The organism is Bradyrhizobium denitrificans, assembly GCF_013179005.1.
GTDB classification, from domain to species: Bacteria; Pseudomonadota; Alphaproteobacteria; order Rhizobiales; family Xanthobacteraceae; genus Bradyrhizobium; species Bradyrhizobium denitrificans.
This window is the reverse complement of the sequence record NZ_JABFDP010000008.1, coordinates 72,330-90,277: the sequence shown is the minus strand read 5'-3', so window position 1 is coordinate 90,277 and position 17,948 is coordinate 72,330. Positions and strand designations below refer to the sequence as shown.

Annotated in this window: 17 protein-coding genes; 11 read left to right on the top strand and 6 right to left on the bottom strand. The window is 66.3% G+C overall.

What is annotated here, in order from left to right:
- Nucleotides 1-119: 119 nt before the first annotated feature.
- From ureE to HL671_RS10365, 6 genes are read left to right on the top strand one after another with little or no spacing between them, the layout of a single operon-like run.
- Nucleotides 120-569, top strand: a complete 450-nt coding sequence (gene ureE / locus HL671_RS10390; protein ID WP_012044477.1) for an urease accessory protein UreE — start codon at nt 120-122, stop codon at nt 567-569.
- Nucleotides 562-1,239, top strand: coding sequence for an urease accessory protein UreF (locus HL671_RS10385; RefSeq protein WP_012044476.1), 678 nt, complete (start codon nt 562-564; stop codon nt 1,237-1,239). Before ureE ends, HL671_RS10385 begins: the two co-directional genes overlap by 8 nt.
- Before the next feature lie 16 nt (nt 1,240-1,255).
- Nucleotides 1,256-1,954 carry an urease subunit beta gene (gene ureB / locus HL671_RS10380; RefSeq protein WP_012044475.1) on the top strand — a complete coding sequence of 233 codons (699 nt, stop codon included), beginning with the start codon at nt 1,256-1,258 and terminating at the stop codon, nt 1,952-1,954.
- Nucleotides 1,955-1,958: 4 nt separating this feature from the next.
- Nucleotides 1,959-3,665, top strand: a complete 1,707-nt coding sequence (gene ureC / locus HL671_RS10375; RefSeq protein WP_012044474.1) for an urease subunit alpha — start codon at nt 1,959-1,961, stop codon at nt 3,663-3,665.
- On the top strand, nt 3,662-4,306 hold the full coding sequence (gene ureG / locus HL671_RS10370) for an urease accessory protein UreG (protein WP_012044473.1): 645 nt from the start codon (nt 3,662-3,664) through the stop codon (nt 4,304-4,306). The genes ureC and ureG overlap by 4 nt, the downstream gene beginning before the upstream one ends.
- Nucleotides 4,303-5,163 (top strand): urease accessory protein UreD, encoded by an 861-nt coding sequence (locus HL671_RS10365; protein ID WP_172236353.1) that lies wholly within the window; start codon nt 4,303-4,305, stop codon nt 5,161-5,163. Before ureG ends, HL671_RS10365 begins: the two co-directional genes overlap by 4 nt.
- On the opposite strand, the gene bla is transcribed toward HL671_RS10365, so the two are convergent.
- Together bla and xth are read right to left on the bottom strand one after the other, a co-directional pair.
- On the bottom strand, nt 5,118-5,984 hold the full coding sequence (bla, locus tag HL671_RS10360; protein ID WP_172236352.1) for a class A beta-lactamase: 867 nt from the start codon (nt 5,982-5,984) through the stop codon (nt 5,118-5,120). The genes HL671_RS10365 and bla overlap by 46 nt on opposite strands.
- A gap of 19 nt (nt 5,985-6,003) precedes the next feature.
- On the bottom strand, nt 6,004-6,795 hold the full coding sequence (gene xth / locus HL671_RS10355; protein ID WP_172236351.1) for an exodeoxyribonuclease III: 792 nt from the start codon (nt 6,793-6,795) through the stop codon (nt 6,004-6,006).
- 199 nt (nt 6,796-6,994) lie between these two features.
- On the opposite strand from xth, the gene HL671_RS10350 reads away from it, so the two are divergent.
- Complete coding sequence (locus HL671_RS10350; RefSeq protein ID WP_172236350.1) at nt 6,995-8,017, top strand: aldo/keto reductase; 1,023 nt, start codon at nt 6,995-6,997, stop codon at nt 8,015-8,017.
- Nucleotides 8,018-8,423: 406 nt separating this feature from the next.
- On the opposite strand, the gene HL671_RS10345 is transcribed toward HL671_RS10350, so the two are convergent.
- Together HL671_RS10345 and styA are read right to left on the bottom strand one after the other, a co-directional pair.
- Nucleotides 8,424-8,951 carry a flavin reductase family protein gene (locus HL671_RS10345; RefSeq protein ID WP_172236349.1) on the bottom strand — a complete coding sequence of 176 codons (528 nt, stop codon included), beginning with the start codon at nt 8,949-8,951 and terminating at the stop codon, nt 8,424-8,426.
- A gap of 22 nt (nt 8,952-8,973) precedes the next feature.
- Nucleotides 8,974-10,221, bottom strand: coding sequence for a styrene monooxygenase subunit StyA (styA, locus tag HL671_RS10340; protein ID WP_172236348.1), 1,248 nt, complete (start codon nt 10,219-10,221; stop codon nt 8,974-8,976).
- A 97-nt stretch (nt 10,222-10,318) separates the two neighbouring features.
- On the opposite strand from styA, the gene HL671_RS10335 reads away from it, so the two are divergent.
- Nucleotides 10,319-11,224: a LysR family transcriptional regulator gene (locus HL671_RS10335; protein WP_172236347.1), complete on the top strand. Its 906-nt coding sequence runs from the start codon at nt 10,319-10,321 to the stop codon at nt 11,222-11,224.
- A gap of 25 nt (nt 11,225-11,249) precedes the next feature.
- Here HL671_RS10335 and HL671_RS10330 read toward each other — a convergent pair whose 3' ends face one another.
- Complete coding sequence (locus HL671_RS10330) at nt 11,250-11,573, bottom strand: hypothetical protein (RefSeq protein WP_172236346.1); 324 nt, start codon at nt 11,571-11,573, stop codon at nt 11,250-11,252.
- A 273-nt stretch (nt 11,574-11,846) separates the two neighbouring features.
- Between HL671_RS10330 and HL671_RS10325 the strand changes: the two genes are divergently transcribed.
- On the top strand, nt 11,847-12,491 hold the full coding sequence (locus HL671_RS10325) for a hypothetical protein (protein WP_172236345.1): 645 nt from the start codon (nt 11,847-11,849) through the stop codon (nt 12,489-12,491).
- Between the two features lie 27 nt (nt 12,492-12,518).
- Here HL671_RS10325 and HL671_RS10320 read toward each other — a convergent pair whose 3' ends face one another.
- Entirely contained in the window at nt 12,519-13,829 is a 1,311-nt protein-coding gene (locus tag HL671_RS10320) for an MFS transporter (RefSeq protein ID WP_041750799.1), read from the bottom strand.
- Between the two features lie 244 nt (nt 13,830-14,073).
- Here HL671_RS10320 and HL671_RS10315 point away from each other — a divergent pair, with 244 nt between their 5' ends.
- The gene (locus HL671_RS10315; RefSeq protein ID WP_172236344.1) at nt 14,074-14,814 is read left to right on the top strand and encodes a metallophosphoesterase family protein; all 741 of its coding nucleotides are present in this window, start codon (nt 14,074-14,076) and stop codon (nt 14,812-14,814) included.
- An 801-nt stretch (nt 14,815-15,615) separates the two neighbouring features.
- A complete protein-coding gene (locus HL671_RS10310) occupies nt 15,616-17,934 on the top strand; it encodes a hybrid sensor histidine kinase/response regulator (protein WP_172236343.1) in 2,319 nt (772 codons plus the stop codon).
- Nucleotides 17,935-17,948: the final 14 nt, after the last annotated feature.

Below are 17,948 nucleotides of genomic sequence, written 5' to 3'. Positions count from 1 at the left end.
GAGGATGTCGCGCCCGATATCTCACCCCTCATGGTGAGGAGCCCGCCCTTGGCGGGCGTCTCGAACCACGAGGCCCCCATTCGAACGACGAGTGCTGAACAACCAGAGGACCACCGCCGATGCTCCGTCTGCACGGCATCATGGGACGCGCCGACGACCGGGCCTATGCCCGGCAGCTCCACGCGCTGGAGCATCGCGGCGGCATCGAGCTGTTGTTCGTGCCGCCGGCCGATGCCGGCCGCAAGCGTTTCCGCCTGACCACCGATCGCGGTACCGACTGCGCGGTCAGCCTCGATCGCGACGAGGAGCTGGTCGACGGCGCGCTGCTGCATCTCGATGCCGATCGCGCGATCATCGTCCGTTTCGGCGAGCAGCAGGTTTGGCGCCTCAAGGCCCGCGACGACGCCAGCGCCCTCAAGCTCGGCTGGCATGCCGGCAATCTGCACTGGCGCGTCCGCTTCGAGGGCGACCATCTGGTCGTCCTGCTCGACGCGCCGATCGACACCTATCGCGCCCGCATCCGGCCACTGCTCGACGCCGGTGAGGTGGTGGAGCGCGATCATGTTTGACCGCAGCGCGGCCCTGGCATTGCTGCAGCTCGGCGACAGCGCCTTTCCGGCCGGCGGCTTTGCCTTCTCCTGGGGCATCGAAGGCCTCGCCGCCGATGGCCTGCTGTCCAATCGCGGCGATCTCGACGGCGTCATTGCTGATCATCTCGCGCAGCGCTGGGCGAGCATGGATCGCATTCTGCTGCGTCGCGCATGGCAGGCGAACGACATCGCGGCGATCGCCGCTGCCGATCGCCTCGCTGAGGCCACCACGCCGTCGGCGGAGATGCGCGACGGCTCGCGGCGCGCGGGCAGGGCGCTGCTCGGCGTCTGGGTCAAGCTCTCGGGTCCCTTGGCCGTATCCTATCGTGCTCGGGTGTCCGCGGATGCGAATCTCGGTCATCTCGCCGTCGTGCAGGCGATCACCGGCCGCGATGCGGGCCTCGGCCTCGAGGCCGCCGAGCTGGTCTCCGGCTGGACCCTCATCACCGGCCTCGTCAGCGCCGCCGTGCGGCTCGGCCTGATCGGTCACATCGAGTCCCAGCGCAGCCTCGCAACCGCCCGCGCGCGGCTCACCGAGCTGCTCGCCGAGACGCCCGACGACGACGCGATGCCGTCGAGCTTCACGCCCTTCATCGATATCGCCGTGTCGCGCGGGCCGCTGCGGCATGTGCGCATGTTCACGACCTGACGAGAGGTGCCGCGCCATGATGAACCTGTCGCCGACCGAGATGGATCGTCTCGTGATCTTCAACGCCGCGCAGATGGCGCGGCGCAACCGCTCGCTCGGCATCAAGCTCAGCCATCCCGAGGCGGTCGCCTACATCACGGATGAAGTGATGACGGCGGCGCGCCGCAATCTGCCCTACGCCGAGATCCGCGACATGGCGGGCCGGCTGCTGACGACCGATGACGTCGAGCCCGGCGTCGCCCAGATGATCCCGATGCTCTATGTCGAGCTGATGTTCGCCGAGGGCACCAAGGTGATGGCGTTGTTCGAGCCGATCCAGCCGGCCGAAGGCGCTGTTGCCGACGACATCGTGCCCGGCGAGATCATCGAAGGCTCCGGCGACATCGAGATGTTCATGGAGCTCGCGGCCGTCACCATCGACGTCGTCAACACCGGCGACCGCGACATCCAGGTGCGCAGCCACACCCATTTCTTCGAGGTCAACCGCGCGCTGCGCTTCGACCGCGCCGCCGCCTGGGGCATGAAGATCGACCGCCCCGCAGGCCTCGGCATGCGCTTCGAGCCCGGTGTCTTCAAGTCGGTCCGGCTGGTGCCGATCACAGGCGACCGCATCGTGCGCGGCCAGGCCGGACTCGTCAACGGTCCGCTCGATGCACCCGGCGCCCGCGATGCCGCGCTCAAGCTCGCGCAGTCGCGCGGCTATCTGGGAGCTTGAACTGATGGCCACGCTGACCCGCCGCGCCTATGCCGAGCTCTACGGTCCCACCAAAGGGGATCTCGTCAGGCTCGCCGACACCAGCCTGCTCGCCGAGATCGAGCACGACTACACGACCTACGGCCATGAGCTCCTGGTCGGCGCCGGAAAGAATTTGCGCGACGGCGAGGCCGTCGCGGCGCACCGCACCTCGCAGCACAAGGCCCTCGACGTCGTCGTCAAGAACGCGACCATCGTCGACGCCGTCATCGGCATCGTGAAGGCCGATATCGGCATCCGCGACGGCCGCATCGTCGGCATCGGCAAGGCAGGCAATTCCGACGTGATGCCCGACGTGCATCCGGACATGGTGGTCGGCCACACCACGGCGCCGATCGCCGGCGGTCCGTTCATCGTCACAGCCGGCGCGATCGAGAGCCACGCGCATCTGATCTCGCCGGAACAGTCCGACCACGCGCTGTCCGGCGGCACGACGACGATGATCGGCAACGGCTCGGGGCCGGTGTTCGATGTCGGCTCCGGCTCGGGGCCGAATTTCGGGCATTTCCTCAAGTCGATCGAGTTCTCGCCGCTGAACTACGCGCTGTTCGGCCGTGGCGGCTCCAACCCGGAGGCGGTCGAGGAGGCGGTCGCGGCCGGCGGCATGTCGGTCAAGATCCATGAGGATTTCGGCGCGGCGCCCGATGTCATCGACAAGACCCTGATCGCCGCTGATCGTCACGACTTCGCCGTCCACCTGCACACGGACTCGATCAACGAATACGGCTTCTGCGAGGATACGATGGCGGCGGTCGATGGCCGCACCATCCACATGTATCACGTCGAGGGCGCCGGCGGCGGCCACGCGCCCGATCTGCTCAAGGTGGTCTCATGGCCCAACGTGATCCCGTCATCGACCAATCCGACCAATCCCTATACCTCCTATGGCATGGAGGAAGGCGTGCCGATGACGATGATCTGTCATCAGCTCAACTACAATGCACCCGAGGACGTGATGTTCGGTGAGGCGCGGGTGCGCGCGCAGTCGATGGCGGCCGAGGATTTCCTGCACGACATGGGCGCGATCTCGATCTTCGGCACGGATACGCAGGGCATGGGGCGGCTCGCCGAGAACGTCGCCAAATGCTGGCAGCTCGCCAGCGTCATGAAGGATCGCACCGGCCGGCTGCCGGAGGAGACCACCGCGCGCGCCGACAATGAGCGGATCAAGCGCTACATCGCCAAGCTCACGATCAACCCGGCGATCGCCGTCGGCATCGATCACGTCGTCGGCTCGATCGAGGTCGGCAAGATGGCCGATCTCGTGCTCTGGCCGCGCGCCTCGTTCGGGCTGAAGCCCTATATGGTGATCAAGAACGGATTCCCGGTGTGGGCGGCGATGGGCGACGGCAATGGCAGCCTCGGCCTGTCGGAGCCGATGATCCAGAAGCGGATGTGGGGCGCGCTCGGCGCCGCACCGCAGCGGCTCGGCGTCAACTTCATGTCCAAGCTCGCGGTCGACGCCGACATCCGTGGCAGGCTCGGGCTGGGACGCGCGACCGTGCAGATCAAGAACGTCCGCCGTTTGCGCAAGACCGACATGATCCGCAACGCGGCGATGCCGCATGTCGAGGTCGATCCGCAGACCTTCGAGGTGCGCGCCGACGGCAAGCTCCTGATGTGTCCGCCGGCCACGACCGTGCCGCTCGCCAGGAGGTTCATGCTGCGATGAGCCGGCTTGCTCTCACCCGCGCCGATGAGCCGATGACCGCCGCGCGCGTCGGCATCGGCGGCCCCGTCGGCTCCGGCAAGACCGCGCTGGTCGAACGCCTGATCCCGGCGCTGCAGACGCGCGGCATAGACATCGCCGTCATCACCAACGATCTCGTCACGGCCGAAGATGCCGAGCGCGTCCGCCGCTCCGGCCTGATCGATCCCGAGCGCGTCTCGGCGGTGGAGGCGGGGGCCTGTCCGCACACCGTGATCCGCGAGGATCCGACGCTCAACATCGAGGCCGCCGATGAGTTGGAGCGGCGCTTTCCTGGCGTCGAGCTGATCCTGCTGGAGAGCGGCGGCGACAATCTCGCCTCGACCTTCTCGCGCGATCTCACCGATTTCTGGATGTTCGTGATCGACGTCGCCGGCGGCGACGACATTCCGCGCAAGCGCGGCCCCGGCGTCATCCGCGCCGATCTCCTGGTCATCAACAAGGTCGATCTCGCCCCTCATGTCGGCGTCGATCTCGGGCGGATGCAGCGCGAGGCGACGGAGGTGCGGGGCGGACGGCCGGTGCTCTTGACCAATTGCCGGCGCGGCGAGGGCATCGAGGCGATCGTCGATCTCTTGGAGCGCGAGGTGCTGTTCCGCAAGTGAGCGCTTCAGCCCCGGAGCCGCCACGACTCGATCTCTCGTTTGTCCGGCGCGGCGGCCGCACTGTGATCGACCGGCGGCTGTTCGCCTGGCCGTTTGTGCTGACGCGCAGCTTCCACACGGATGGTGCGCGGCCGGACCTGCTCAGCGTCATCCTGCAGACCGGCAGCGGCGCCGTGCATGGCGAGGACCGGCTGACGCAACGCTTCACGCTGAGAGAAGGAGCAGCCGTCTCTGTCACGACGCAGGGCGCGACCTCGGTGCATCGCGCCGAGCCGGGCGCGCGCGCCGTCGAGCAGGTGCAGCTGCGCGTCGCGGCCGGCGCGTCGCTCGACTACCGGCCGGAGCCGCGCATCCTGTTTCCCGACGCGGCGTTGTGCCAGGTGCTGGAGCTCGACTGCGCCGCCGATGCTGTCGCGCTCGTCACCGACGCATTCACGATGCACGATCCGGACGGGCAGGGGCGGCTGTTTCGCGAGCTCGACTCGACTGTCATTGTGCGCCGGCCAAGCCAGGAGCCGCTGCTGATCGACCGCACGCAGCTGCGCGATCCCGGGACCGCGCTGTTCAAGGGCCGCCGCGCCTTCGGCTCGGCGGTGTTGATGCTGCCCGACATGCACGATCGCGCCGCGATCCGCCTGCGTGTCATCGACACGCTCGCGCACATCGATGAGCTCTATGCCGCCGCGAGCCTGCTGCCGGAGAGTGTCGGCATCGGCATTCGCCTTGCAGCCCGCGAGCTGCGCCAGCTGCGGGCCGGCTTCGACGCGGTCGCGGCGCTGGTGCGCGAGATCGATCTCGGTGCGCGCGCCGCTCAGGCGCCGAGCGCCGCGGCCACGGCGCGGCCGACGGCCGCGTGAGCCGCGTTGCGCCTGTCGTCGCTGGCCTTGGTCTCAGTGAGATAGCTCGTCACGATCACCGGCCCGCGCCCGGCGGGCCAGATCACCGCGACGTCGTTGCTGCTGCCATGATCGCCCGCGCCGGTCTTGTCGCCAACGCGCCACTCGGCGGGCAGGCCGGCGCGCAGCTTGGCCGCACCGGTCTTGCAGCCGATCAGCCAGCCATTCAGCACGTCGCGCGACGCTGCCGACAGCGTGTTGCCGACCGTCAGCTTCGCCAATGTCTGCGCCATCGCTGCCGGCGTCGTGGTGTCCCTGGGATCGCCTGGGATGCTCTCATTGAGCCCGGGCTCGATGCGGTCGAGCCGGGTGATGGCATCGCCAAAGCCGCGGATTGTTCGCGTGAGCCCGGCGGGGCCGTCGAGCGTCGCCAGCAACAGGTTTGCCGCGGTGTTGTCGCTGAGCGTGACGGTCGCCTCGCACAATTCGCCGACCGACAGACCCGACGTGCCGACATGCTGCTTGGTGACCGGCGCATAGGACAGGATGTCGGCTTGTGCGATCGGAATGCGCCGCGACAGCTGCTCGGCGCCGGCATCGACCTTGGTCAGGATCGCCGCCGCGAGCAGCGCTTTGAAGGTGCTGCACATCGGGAACCGCTCATCGAGCCGGTGGCCGCTGAGCGCGCCGCTCGCGGAGTCCAGCAGGGCCACCCCAAGCCGTCCGCCGCAATCTGCCTCGATGCCGGCGATCGTTTGCTGCAGATCGGCCGCGCGAGCCGGCCGCGCGAACAGCGGCAGCAGCGCGAGCGGAAACAATTGCCGCCGTGTGGCACGCGTCACGGGACCCGTCCTTGGTCTCTCACGCCGTCTCGAGATCGAAATCGGCCCACACCGGCACATGATCGGACGGCTTCTCCCAGGCCCTGACGTAGCTGTCGATGCCGACCTCGACCAGCCGGTCGCTGGCCTGTGGGGACAACAACAGGTGATCAATGCGGATCCCTGCGTTCTTTTGCCAAGCGCCGGCCTGATAGTCCCAGAATGTGTACTGCCCCGGCGCATCGGTGACGGCGCGCAGCGCGTCGGTGAGCCCCAAGCCGAGCAGCGCCTGAAAACTCTCGCGCGTCTCCGGCCGGAACAGCGCGTCCTCGACCCAGGCCTCGGGATTGGAGACATCCGCCGCCGCCGGGATGACGTTGAAGTCGCCTGCGAGGATCAGCGGCTCCTCGGTCTTCAGCCGTTCACGCGTATAGTCACGAAGCCGCGACATCCATTTGAGCTTGTAGGGATATTTCTCCGTGTTCGGCGGATTGCCGTTGGGCAGATAGAGGCAGGCGATGCGCACCACGCCGTGCTTCAGGCTGACCACGCCTTCGAGGAACCGCGCATGCACGTCCTCGGCATCGCCATCGAGCCCGGATCTGGTTTCGTCGAATGGCAGCTTCGACAGCAGGGCGACGCCGTTGAAGGTCTTCTGGCCGTGGGTGACCACATTGTAGCCCAGCGCCTCGATCTCCAGCCGCGGGAACGCATCGTCCGTGCATTTGATCTCCTGCAGGCAGACGATGTCAGGCGAGCACTCCTTGAGCCAGGTCACGAGGTGCTCGATCCGTTGCCGGACCGAATTGACGTTCCAGGTGGCGATGCGCATGGCGGGTTCCAGAGACCTTCAGGAGAGACGGCCCGGTTAGATCAAGCCGCGGCGGCTCCGGTCAAGGCGGATGCGCGGGCGAACCACAGACAAGCGCAACAATGCCATGCACGGTGACCCATGGTCGGCGACGACGGGCGGGCGTATCCATCTCGCCACAGCGAAGCCGGTCCGGGCGACCGCGGCAAGGGAGAAGAAGATGGACCATCGACGTCTTGGGCATTCCGGCCTGCGCGTGCCGGCGCTCAGCTTCGGCACTGCCACCTTCGGTGGCAGCAACGACTTCTTCAAGGCCTGGGGCGGCACCGATTCCGAGGGCGCCGCGCGGCTGATCGACGTCTGCCTCGACCACGGCCTGGCGATGTTCGACAGCGCCGATGTCTATTCGGATGGTCTCGCCGAGACCATTCTCGGCCAGGCCATCAAGGGCAAGCGCAACCGCCTGTTGATCTCGACCAAGGCCACGTTCCCGCGAGGCAATGGTCCGAACGATTATGGCTCGTCACGCCAGCATCTGATCGAGGCGATCGACGGCTCGCTGAAGCGGCTCGGGGTCGATCACATCGACCTGTTCCAGCTGCATGGCCAGGACTACAACACGCCGGTCGAGGAGACCTTGTCGACGCTCGACCAGCTCGTGCGCGCCGGCAAGATCCGCTACATCGGCTGCTCGAACTTCTCCGGCTGGCACCTGATGAAGTCGCTCGCCGCCGCCGACCGCTACGGCACTCCGCGCTATGTCGCGCACCAGGCCTATTACTCGCTGCTGAACCGCGACTATGAATGGGAGCTGATGCCGCTCGGCCTCGACCAGGGCGTCGGCGCCGTGATCTGGAGCCCGCTCGGCTGGGGCAAGCTGACCGGCAAGATCCGCCGGGGACAGCCGGCCAAGCCCGGCACCCGCGCCCATGACATCGCCGGCACCGGGCCGCATTTCGAGGACGAGCGGCTCTATCGCGTCGTCGATGCGCTCGATGGCGTCGCCAAGGAAACCGGCAGGACCATTCCGCAGGTGGCGCTGAACTGGTTGCTGCAGCGCCCGACGGTCGCCACCATCATCGTCGGCGCCCGCAACGAGAGTCAGCTGATCGAGAATATCGGTGCAGTCGGTTGGAGCCTCACGGCAGAGCAGGTGGCCACGCTCGATGCCGCGAGCGACATCCCCGCCGCCTATCCAGTCTGGCATCAGCGTGGCTTCCCGATGCTGAACGAGCGCCGTTAGTCGCTCGGCCGTTCAATGGTTGTGGAATCGCGGTGGCGCGGCGCCTGCGTCACCGATCCATTTGACGGCGAGCGGGAGCGAGCGATAACATCGTTATTCGATCGTCACGTGGCCGCGCTTCGGTCATTCTGGAGCCGCCACAACGGGGGGCATCGACCCCGGACCGATCGGCGGTTGAGCCTCACGACTGTGCCGGACCCGCAGTCTTCAATGTGACGATGTTTGGCTCACTAAGTCGTCCCGGCGAACCGCATCAGGTCTTATTTGAAGAGAGAATCGCTCGCTCCTTACCATGAGTCGCGTGCGCCAACCGGCGCTGCAAACAAACCATGAGGACGCTGCCGGTTACGTCCTCATGGAGAGGGGTAAGCAGGGGCGGTACGAAGAACACTGGCCGCCCGCGCGATCAGATCGTCCACCCCTCCGCCGGATACGCCAGCGCGTCGCTTGGCGATATCTCCGCGCCCACCCCTTTGCGGAAGCGGCTGGCGTAGAACGCCAGTGGCAGGCCGTCCTGGTGCCGGCACCAGCGCACTTCGCCGATGAACAGGGTGTGGTCGGCGATCTCGACCGCGTTCACCACCGCACAGCCGAACTGCGCGATGGCCTGCGGCAGCAGCAAGAAACCGTCGTGTTCGTCCAAGGCCGGCGTGCCCTGTGCGAGCGGCGTCCCGGCGAAATGCCGGCCGATCGCGACATCATCGGCGGCGAGCACGTTGACCGCATAGCGGCGGGTCTCGCTCACCGCCTGCCAGGTGCGGCCGCGCTTCAGCGAGACCAGCACGGTCGGCGGCTGCATCGACACCGTCGTGAAGCTGTTGGCCGTCATGCCGACGGCCGCGCCGTCGGCACCGCGGCTGGTGACGACGGTCACGCCGGTGGAGAAGCGCGAGGCCGCGGCGCGGAAGCTCGCCGCATCCGGATGATGGCTCATCGATCGCTCTCCGCCATCCACCTCACGCTGCCAGCTGCGTTCGCTCGTCGATCCAGGCATGAATGCGCCGGTCGCTCGCCAGCCGGTCCCATTGCCGTTCCGGATAGTTGAAATTGTCGGTGAACTCGTCGCAGAGCGCGCGGTTCTGCGCCATCGTGAAGATCAGCCGGCCCATCGCCTCCGACGGCGGCTGCAGCATCAGATTGGTCCAGCGCGCGGCGGCGAGCACGCGGTTCTCGCGGGCGCGATCGACGGTCTCGACGAAGCGGTCGTCGAACGCCACGGCGCCGACGATCGCCCTGCCGAGCTCGAACGCGGCATAGGAAGCCATGTTGGCGCCCTGGCCCATCATCGGATCGACCACCGAGTGCACGTCGCCGAGCGCGATGGCGATCTTGCCGTCGTCGAAGCTGACCGAGGAGCGCCGCACCGTCGGCACCACGGCGCCCTGCAGCAGGTCCAGCGGCTGCAGGTCGAAGCGGTGCGTGTCGATGCGGTTGTAGGTGTGCGGATGGTGCGTCTCGAGCTTGTCGAGCATCGTCTGCCGGAACGCGGCGGGATCGGCATCGTAGTTGAGCGACACCAGCTCGGCCATGTCACCGCCGGGAATGTTCTCCATCAGCAGCGCCGTTTTCATGCCGCCGAACGTCAATGTCGGGATCACGATCATCTCGCCATGCCCGGGCGAGACTGACAGCGTGACGCCGCGCGGATCGTCGCCGTCGGGACTGCCGTGATCGACGCCGTCATAGAGGCCGACGCAAAGCAGGCGCTGTGGCTGGCTGTAGGGCGACAGCTCCGGCCGGTGGCTGAACATCCGCCCGAGCGCGCCCTTGCCGGTCGAGACCACCAGCAGATCGAAGCGCGCCACCAGCGCCGGAATGTCGTCGTCCTGAATGCTGGCATATTCGATCGTGCCGCCGCGATCCTCGAAATCCTTCATCAGCGCCGGCAAATAGATCCGGTAGTCGACCGCGCGGCTCGGCTGCTTGAAGGCGCCGCGGAAGAGCAGGGGACTGCCCGGGAAATTGAAGAAATGATCGTGGTGGTGATAGACCACGTCGGGATCATCCCAGTGGTTCACCCCGAGCTCGTTCTCGCGCGCCACCGTGACGCCGTGATGCGCCACCGTGTTCATCAATCGCGTTGCTGCATATTGCTCGGGCGCGCGGTCCGTCAGGACGGTCGCCTGAATGCCGTGTTGCTGCAGATACAGCGCCAGATGCAGGCCGCCAATGCCGGCGCCGACGATGCCAATCGACTTCTCCATGGGTCTCCCTCCGGTTCATTTTTTTGCGAGGCTAGACCAGTCCTCCCGATCACGTATACGGAATGACAAGAATAAAACTCATTCCGGGGAGGAATGGATGGACCGGATCGACGCGCTGCAAACCTTCATCCGGGTCATGGAGGCCGGCAGCTTCACCCAGGCGGCGGCCGATCTCGGCCTGGGACAGCCTGCCATCACCAAGCGCATCGCGCTTCTGGAAGAGCAGTTCGGCTGCCGCCTGTTCGTCCGCACCACGCGCAAGCTGCGCCCGACCGCGGAGGCCGACCGGGTGCTGAAGCTCGCCAAGGAGATCGTCACCTTGTTCGAGAGCGCGGGCCTGCCGTCGCCGAAACGGGTCGGAGCGCCCTCCGGCACCCTGCGGATGACGGTGCCGACCTCGTTCGGCCGCTATTTCTTCGGCGACATCTTCGCCGAATATGGCCGGCGCTATCCCGAGGTGCGGCTCGACATCCGCTTCACCGAGCAGTTTGTCGACCTCGTCGAGACCGGAACCGAGCTCGCCATTCGCATCGGCGTGCTCAGCTCGAGCTCGCTCGTGGCGCGCCGCGTCGGCACCGTCAAGCGGCTGCTGGTGGCCGCGCCCGCTCTGCTCACGCGGCATCGCCCGCCGCGGCTGCCCAACGATCTGCGCCAGCTGCCTTGCGTGACCTATTCGCGGCTGTCGCCGAAGAACGAATGGAGCTTCGAGTCCGAGACCGGCCGCCACGTCGTCGGCATCACGCCGTCGCTCACCTGCGACGACGCCGACATCATGTCGCTGGCCGCGCTGGAAGGCCTCGGCGCCGCTGTGCTGCCCGACTGGTGCGCGGTCGGTCACATCGCGTCAGGCAAACTCATCCATCTGCTGCCCGACTATGATGTCCCGTCACTGCCGCTGCACGTGGTTTATCCAGACCCGCAATGGATGTCGCACCGCGCCCGGCTGTTCCGCGACCTGATCATCGAACGCGCAGATGTATTCGCGATCAATACGCCCCAGTGAGCAATTCGGAGGGACGAACGACACATCATCCGTGGTCGGCACCGCCAACCGCGCCGGCATCGTTGCCGCCCGCATGGTGACCGCCGCCGTGATCTGCCGAGGCTGCGTCGGAATGGAAAAAGTGCCACCGCTGCGCGTCGATCACCATCGACGTGTACAGCGCTCTCACCGCGCCATATTCAGGATCCATCGTCGTCAAGCGGCTGAGTTTCTCGCGCAGGATCGCGATCTCTCTCAATCTGACTTGTTTGTTGAATAGCCAATACACGCCGGCGCTCAGCACGATCAGCATGAGGACGCCGAACAGTGTCACCCAGGCGATAGCAGGGCCAGTAAACACGCCCACCATGCTTCCGTCTCCACGCGTTGCAGATGAACGGGGCCGCCTCGGCAGCCTGGCACGGCATCGCAAGCGTTTCAACTTGGTAGGACATCGAGGGCGGGCCGAGCGTCCGCCGCAGCCGATCGCGCGCCCGTCTTCGACCGCGCCCGCGATGCTTCGGTCAAACTCTCATTAACGCTGAGCGCGAAGATCGCCGGCGGCGTGATTGACGCGCCGGCCTGTCGCCCGACAATCTCCGCGCGATTGCCAACAAAGTTATATTGCAGGGGAAGGGGATCGATGAACGAGGCCGCGAAGCCAGGCATTCCGCTGTGGTTCAAGCTCGCTTATAGCGCCTTCTGCGCGGTGCTGGTGCCAACCTATCTCATGGCCTACGGCCCGACCAATTTCCTCTATTTCTGCGATGTCGCGCTGTTGACCACGCTGGCTGCGGTCTGGCTGGAGAGCCCATTGCTCGCATCGGCACCGGCGGTCGGCATTATCCTGCCGCAGGCGCTGTGGGTCATCGACTTCCTCGGCACCGCTGCCGGCGTGCCGTTGACCGGCATGACGGCCTACATGTTCGACGCCAAGCTACCACTGTTCACGCGCGGCCTGTCGTTCTTCCATTTCTGGCTGCCTTTCGTGCTGGCCTGGCTGGTGTGGCGGCTCGGCTACGATCGTCGCGCCTTTGCGGTGTGGACCGTCGCTGCCTGGGGGCTGCTGTCGGTGTGCTATTTCCTGATGCCGCCGCCGCCCGCGACCAGCGACCTGCCGGTCAACATCAACTATGTCTACGGATTGAGCGACGCGGTGGCGCAGAGCTTCATGCCGGGACCGGCCTGGTTCGCGATGCTGCTGGTCGGATTGCCGCTCGTGATCTTTTATCCGACCCACCGGCTGCTGCTGCGCTACGCGGCCGTGTCTTCGCAGCGACCGGCTTGACCTCGTTCGCGGCGTCTCCCCGCATGATCAGTACTTCAACGGCAGACGCGCCGTTTCAGGAGCCGCAAGCACAGCGATCACGGTGAGCAGGGACAGCCCGATCAAATAGAGCGAGATCGCCCAGGACGCGCCGGCCCAGACCAGCAGGGCGGTCGCGATCAGGGGCGTGAAGCCGCCGCTCAAGGCAGCAGCGATGTTGGCGCCGAGCGAGGCGCCGCTGTATCGCATGCGGGTGCCAAACAGTTCCGGCAGGAAGGCGGCCTTCGGCCCGAACAACAGTGCATGCGTCATGGTCATCGTCACGATCAGCGTGGCCGTGATGATCACCGGGCTCCGTGTGTCGAGCAGCCAGAACAGCGGAAACGCCAGCACGATCGAGGCGAGTGCGCCGATCATGTACAAGGGTTTCCGTCCCCACCGGTCCGACGCCCAGCCCGCGAGCGGAAGCGTCAGGAATTCGAACAGGGACGCATAGACCACGGCATTCAGAATGACCTGTCGCGACAGACCGAGCATCGTGGTCGCATAGGTGATGACGAACACGGTCAGAAGATAGGCCAGGCCGACCTCGGACACCGTGATGCCGATCGCCAGCAGCAGCTCCCGGCGGCTGCGCCGGATGACCTCCAGCGTCGGTTGCCGCAGCACATCCTTGCGGTCCAGCACCTGGTGGAATTCCGGCGTCTCGGTCAGGCGATAGCGGGCGAACAGGCCGACGAGAACCAGCACGAGGCTGGCAAGGAACGGCACGCGCCAGCCCCAGCTCAGGAAGCTGGCCTCTGGCAATTGGACCATCAATGCGAAGATGCCGGTGGATGCGGCGACCCCGGCCGGGAAGCCGATCTGCACGAGGCTGCCATACAGGCCGCGCCGACGGCCGGCGTGCTCGATGACCATGGTCACGGCGCCGCTCCACTCGCCGCCGATTCCGACGCCCTGGATGAAGCGCAACAGGATCAGCAGCACGGGAGCCCAGACGCCGATCTGGTCATAGGTCGGCAGGCAGCCGATCGCGAACGTGCCGACCCCCATCATGATCATGGTGGTCACGAGCATCGCCTTGCGGCCGATGCGATCGCCGAAGTGAGCGATGATGGCGCCGCCGATCGGACGGGCAACGAATCCGACGGCGTAGGTGCTGAACGCAGCCATGGTGCCGACCATGGGATCGAAGGCGGGAAAGAACAATTTGTTGAAGACCAGGGCGGCCGCCGTGGCGTAGATCAGGAAGTCGTACCATTCGATCGCGGTTCCGAGCACGCTCGCCCACACGACGCGGGAGACCGAAGGGCCGTGTGCTTGGCCTTGCTCCAGATTGACTGCTGCTGCTGTCGTCAACGCCCCATGCTCCCCTGCTGTGCGCAAACAGGCTGCCCCGATCGAGGGCGCGAATGCGGCACATGTCTCGAGAATCCCCGAATACCAAATTACCATGCGTCGCATGTCCTGAACAATGCCGTTCCGCTGCGCGAGCGAACGACAGGAGGCGTCGGTCGGGATATGTCCGGGCCCGATGTGGATCGAATGCGACACCCGGGATTCGAAGTGATAGCTCTGCGCCGGGCGGTGAAGGAGAGGACCGATGCGACTGGCCGTGATATCCGACGTGCATGGCAATCTGCCGGCGCTGGAGGCGGTGCTTGCGGACATCGAGACGCGCGGCGTCGACGCCACGATCAATCTCGGCGACTGTGTGACCGGTCCGTTGTGGCCGCGTGAAACCTTCGCATTGCTGGAGCAGCTGGCGCTGCCGACGGTGCGGGGCAATCATGATCGCTGGATCCAGGAATGGCCCGAGGAGAAGCTCTCGCCGGCCGGCCGGTTTTCGCGGGCAGCGCTGACCGCCGAGCAGCGTCTCCATTTGCATGGCCTGCCTGCGCGGATTGCGCTGGAGCAGGGCATTCTCGCCGTTCACGGCACGCCCGACGACGACAGTGCCTGTCTGCTTGAGGAGATGTTGGAGGACGGCCGCTATGTCCCGGCCCGTCGCGACGTGCTGACGTCGCGCCTCGCCAATATCGGCGGTGCCGGGCTCGTCCTGTGCGGACATAGTCACCGGCAGGCGGTCGTGCAGGTGTTCCGCGGCCCGTTGATCGTCAATCCCGGCAGCGTCGGTTGTCCTGTCTTCGGCGACATTCCGATCGCCGCCCAGCTCGAATATCGTTCGCCGCATGCCCGTTACGCCATCCTGACGGAGCGGCGCGGCCATTGGCAGGCGGAACTGCTGGCGCTGACCTATGATTGGGATCGCGCCGCGGCGCGCGCCGTCGAGAACGGCTTCCCGAATTGGGCCAGCGCCTACGCCTCCGGTGCCGTGCTCTGAATGCGGCGCTCGCGATCGGCCTGCGCGACGGGCAAATCGGGCCTGCGCAGCAGGGTGTTGATAGGAGCTTTCATCTGCTCTGCGGCGTCATTTCCGTCTGCGCACGAAGTCCATTTTCATCAGCGTCTTCAAGTTGATTTGGCTTGTCCAGTCCGGAGCCGAAAAAGATTTCTGTTTCTCTTTTTCAGAAGTCGTGCTGGTATGAGCGCGTCCCGCCTCGGCACGAGGGGCGTATCGCGATCGTCACGGCACGCGGGGTGGGATGCGATGGGCGCTGCGGTCCGCAGCATGGCGTAGGTCATGCCGACGAACGGGCCGGAGCGCACGCCGAAATCGCATGGTCCTGGCATCCCGATGCTGATGCTACGCTGGCGGTGACGATGATCTGCCGGTCACGGGGGCAAGACAGCCCGGTCCCCGGGGAGAATGCGTATAAAGCGTAGAGCCGTCGTGCAGGGAATGCCGGTTGACCGGCTCGACCTGTGGTGACTGCCGCCTGCTTTTTTTGCTGCAGGCGGGCCATGGGTTGCGGCCAGCGCCCGGCATTCCCTGCGCCCTTGCTTTCAGGAGGGTGACATCGAAACGCACAGCTCGGGCGGTTCGCGCCGCGAGACAGCGAAACCGTGCCTGGGTGAATTGCCTTGGTGAGTTGATGACGGCACGCGGCGGTCCTTGGGGATCACAGCAATAGCGAGCGCCGGCCAGACAGGTCCGTTCCGTAATTCTACGGGCGGAACAATTAACGCCGCTGAAGCAGCCGCTCGTGCATGGCAGGGGATCACAAGGAAACGTTGCGCCCTCATGAATTGGCCCGGGGACACATCCAGCTCCAAGCGCACTGCCGGCGGCAATCCGCTCAGCGCCTTCTTTCTCTGGATCGGCGGCTTCAGTGCGATCGAAGGGCTCGACGACGAGTCCCTGACCGAGCGTGATCGCCGGCGCATCCGGGCGCGGCAGATCGACGCCGTGGCGAGCCTTGTCCCGGTGACGATCGGCATCAACTTCGCCAATGCCGCAATCATTCTCGGGGTGTTCTGGAACCACATCTCCAACGCATTTCTGACGGCGTGGGGCCTGTCCATCGCCGTGGCCGGAGGCCTCGCACTGCGCGGCTGGTGGCGTGCCCGCAAGTCGCGGCCGAAGGAGGCGTCCGAGCGCGGCCTCCGGCGCATGACATTGCAGGCCTTCTTCCTCGCCGCGGTGTGGGGATCGCTGCCGCTGATCCTGATGCCGCAGATCGAGCCGGAACTGCAGATCATCGTCGGCTCGCTGATGACAGGCATGATCTCCGGCGGCGCGTTCGCGATGTCGAGCGTGCCGCGGGCGGGGCTGACCTACACCTGGACGCTGATGCTGGCGTCCGTCGGCTCGCTGTTGCTGTGTGGCGGCACGACCTATCTGGTGCTGGTGGTCTTTCTGCTGCTTTACTCCTCCTTCATGGTGCGCCATCTGGTGTCGCACGGCAATGTGTTCCTGGAAAACCTGAAGGCCCAGATCCGGCACGAGCGGCAGAACGAGACGATCTCGCTGCTGCTCAAGGAATTCCAGGAGAACGCCGCGAGCTGGCTGTGGCAGACCGATGCCGAGGGCCGCCTGATCGATGCGCCGCAGCGCTTCGCCGACGTGGCCCAGCTGCCGCTCGATCAGCTCAAGGGCGAACGGCTCGTCGACACGCTGGAATATCTGTGTCCGACCGACACGGCCACCTTGGCGACCTTCGCCGATCGCATGGCGCGGCGGCTGTCGATTCCGGAGATCCTGATCCATGTCGTGGTCGCCGGCGGCGAACGGCGGCGCTGGGCATTGACCGCGCGGCCGGCGCGCGACTATGAGGGAAAATTCGCAGGCTATCGCGGCTTCGGCCGCGACGTCACCGAGCGCTGGCGTGCCGAACAGGCCGAGGCCGAGAGCCGGGCGAAATCCGAATTCCTGGCGATGATGAGCCACGAGATCCGCACGCCGATGAACGGCGTGCTGGGCCTGGCTTCGACGCTGTTGGAGACCAAGCTCGATCCCGAGCAGCGTCACGCGGTCATGACGATCCGCGAGTCCGGCGACAATCTGCAGCGCATCCTCAACGACATTCTTGACCTCTCGAAGCTCAACGCCGGCAAGCTGGAGTTCGAATCGGTCGACTTTTCGCCGGCCGCCCTGGTCGAGGCCGTCACGGCGATCATCGGCGTCAATGCGAAGACCAAGAGCCTGCTGGTCAACGCCGATATCGACCCGAAATTGCCGCCGGCGCTGAAGGGCGATGTCGCGCGCATTCGTCAGGTGCTCATCAATCTCGCCTCCAATGCCGTCAAGTTCACCGAGCGCGGCGGCCTCACCATCGCCGTGGCCTGCCGCACCCGCGACGATCACAAGGCGACGATCGAGTGGCGGGTCTCCGACACCGGCATCGGCATTCCCGCCGACCGCGTCGGCAAGCTGTTCACCGATTTCGCCCAGGCGGACGCCTCCATCAACCGCCGCTTTGGCGGCACCGGGCTTGGCCTCGCGATCTCCCGCCGCATCATCGAGCAGATGGGCGGCGCCATTGCCGTGTCGTCGGTGCAGGGCGAAGGCTCGACGTTCCGCTTCAGCCTGACCTTGCCGTGGAGCGACAAGCAGATCTCCGATCAGCGCGGCGACCGGGTCGGTGCCGGCGATCTCAAGGAGCGCATCGAGGCGCTCGGCCGCCCATTGCGCGTCTTGATCGCGGAAGACGACGCCACCAACCGCATGGTCGTGTCGAAGATGTTGCAGGAGTTTGCCGTCGACAAGTGCATCGTGCCGGACGGGCTGCAGGCGGTGAAGGCGGCCGGCGAACAGGAGTTCGATCTCGTCCTGATGGACGTCCGCATGCCGGAGATGGACGGCATCACCGCCACCCGGACGATCCGCGCCAAGGGCGGCCGGCTCGCCGAGCTGCCGATCATCGCGCTCACCGCCAACGCCTTCCCCGACGACATCAAGCAGTGCCGCGAGGCCGGGATGTCCGATTTTCTGGCCAAGCCGCTGCGCAAGCCGGCGATGGTCGCGGCGATGCTGAAGGCGCTTGGCCCGGCGGCGCCGACCGTCGCGGCACCGAGCTTGGCGCCGTCCGAGGACGGCGCCTCGGTGGCGGCGGAGGCCTGACGCAGGAGAGGGGT

Excerpts from the sequence above, each read along its gene's own strand:
- ureE (WP_012044477.1), top strand. The coding sequence starts at position 120 with ATGCTCCGTCTGCACGGCATCATGGGACGCGCCGACGACCGGGCCTAT.
- HL671_RS10385 (WP_012044476.1), top strand. The coding sequence starts at position 562 with ATGTTTGACCGCAGCGCGGCCCTGGCATTGCTGCAGCTCGGCGACAGC.
- ureB (WP_012044475.1), top strand. The coding sequence starts at position 1,256 with ATGATGAACCTGTCGCCGACCGAGATGGATCGTCTCGTGATCTTCAAC.
- ureC (WP_012044474.1), top strand. The coding sequence starts at position 1,959 with ATGGCCACGCTGACCCGCCGCGCCTATGCCGAGCTCTACGGTCCCACC.
- ureG (WP_012044473.1), top strand. The coding sequence starts at position 3,662 with ATGAGCCGGCTTGCTCTCACCCGCGCCGATGAGCCGATGACCGCCGCG.
- xth (WP_172236351.1), bottom strand. The coding sequence starts at position 6,795 with ATGCGCATCGCCACCTGGAACGTCAATTCGGTCCGGCAACGGATCGAG.
- HL671_RS10350 (WP_172236350.1), top strand. The coding sequence starts at position 6,995 with ATGGACCATCGACGTCTTGGGCATTCCGGCCTGCGCGTGCCGGCGCTC.
- HL671_RS10345 (WP_172236349.1), bottom strand. The coding sequence starts at position 8,951 with ATGAGCCATCATCCGGATGCGGCGAGCTTCCGCGCCGCGGCCTCGCGC.
- styA (WP_172236348.1), bottom strand. The coding sequence starts at position 10,221 with ATGGAGAAGTCGATTGGCATCGTCGGCGCCGGCATTGGCGGCCTGCAT.
- HL671_RS10335 (WP_172236347.1), top strand. The coding sequence starts at position 10,319 with ATGGACCGGATCGACGCGCTGCAAACCTTCATCCGGGTCATGGAGGCC.
- HL671_RS10330 (WP_172236346.1), bottom strand. The coding sequence starts at position 11,573 with ATGGTGGGCGTGTTTACTGGCCCTGCTATCGCCTGGGTGACACTGTTC.
- HL671_RS10325 (WP_172236345.1), top strand. The coding sequence starts at position 11,847 with ATGAACGAGGCCGCGAAGCCAGGCATTCCGCTGTGGTTCAAGCTCGCT.
- HL671_RS10315 (WP_172236344.1), top strand. The coding sequence starts at position 14,074 with ATGCGACTGGCCGTGATATCCGACGTGCATGGCAATCTGCCGGCGCTG.
- HL671_RS10310 (WP_172236343.1), top strand. The coding sequence starts at position 15,616 with ATGAATTGGCCCGGGGACACATCCAGCTCCAAGCGCACTGCCGGCGGC.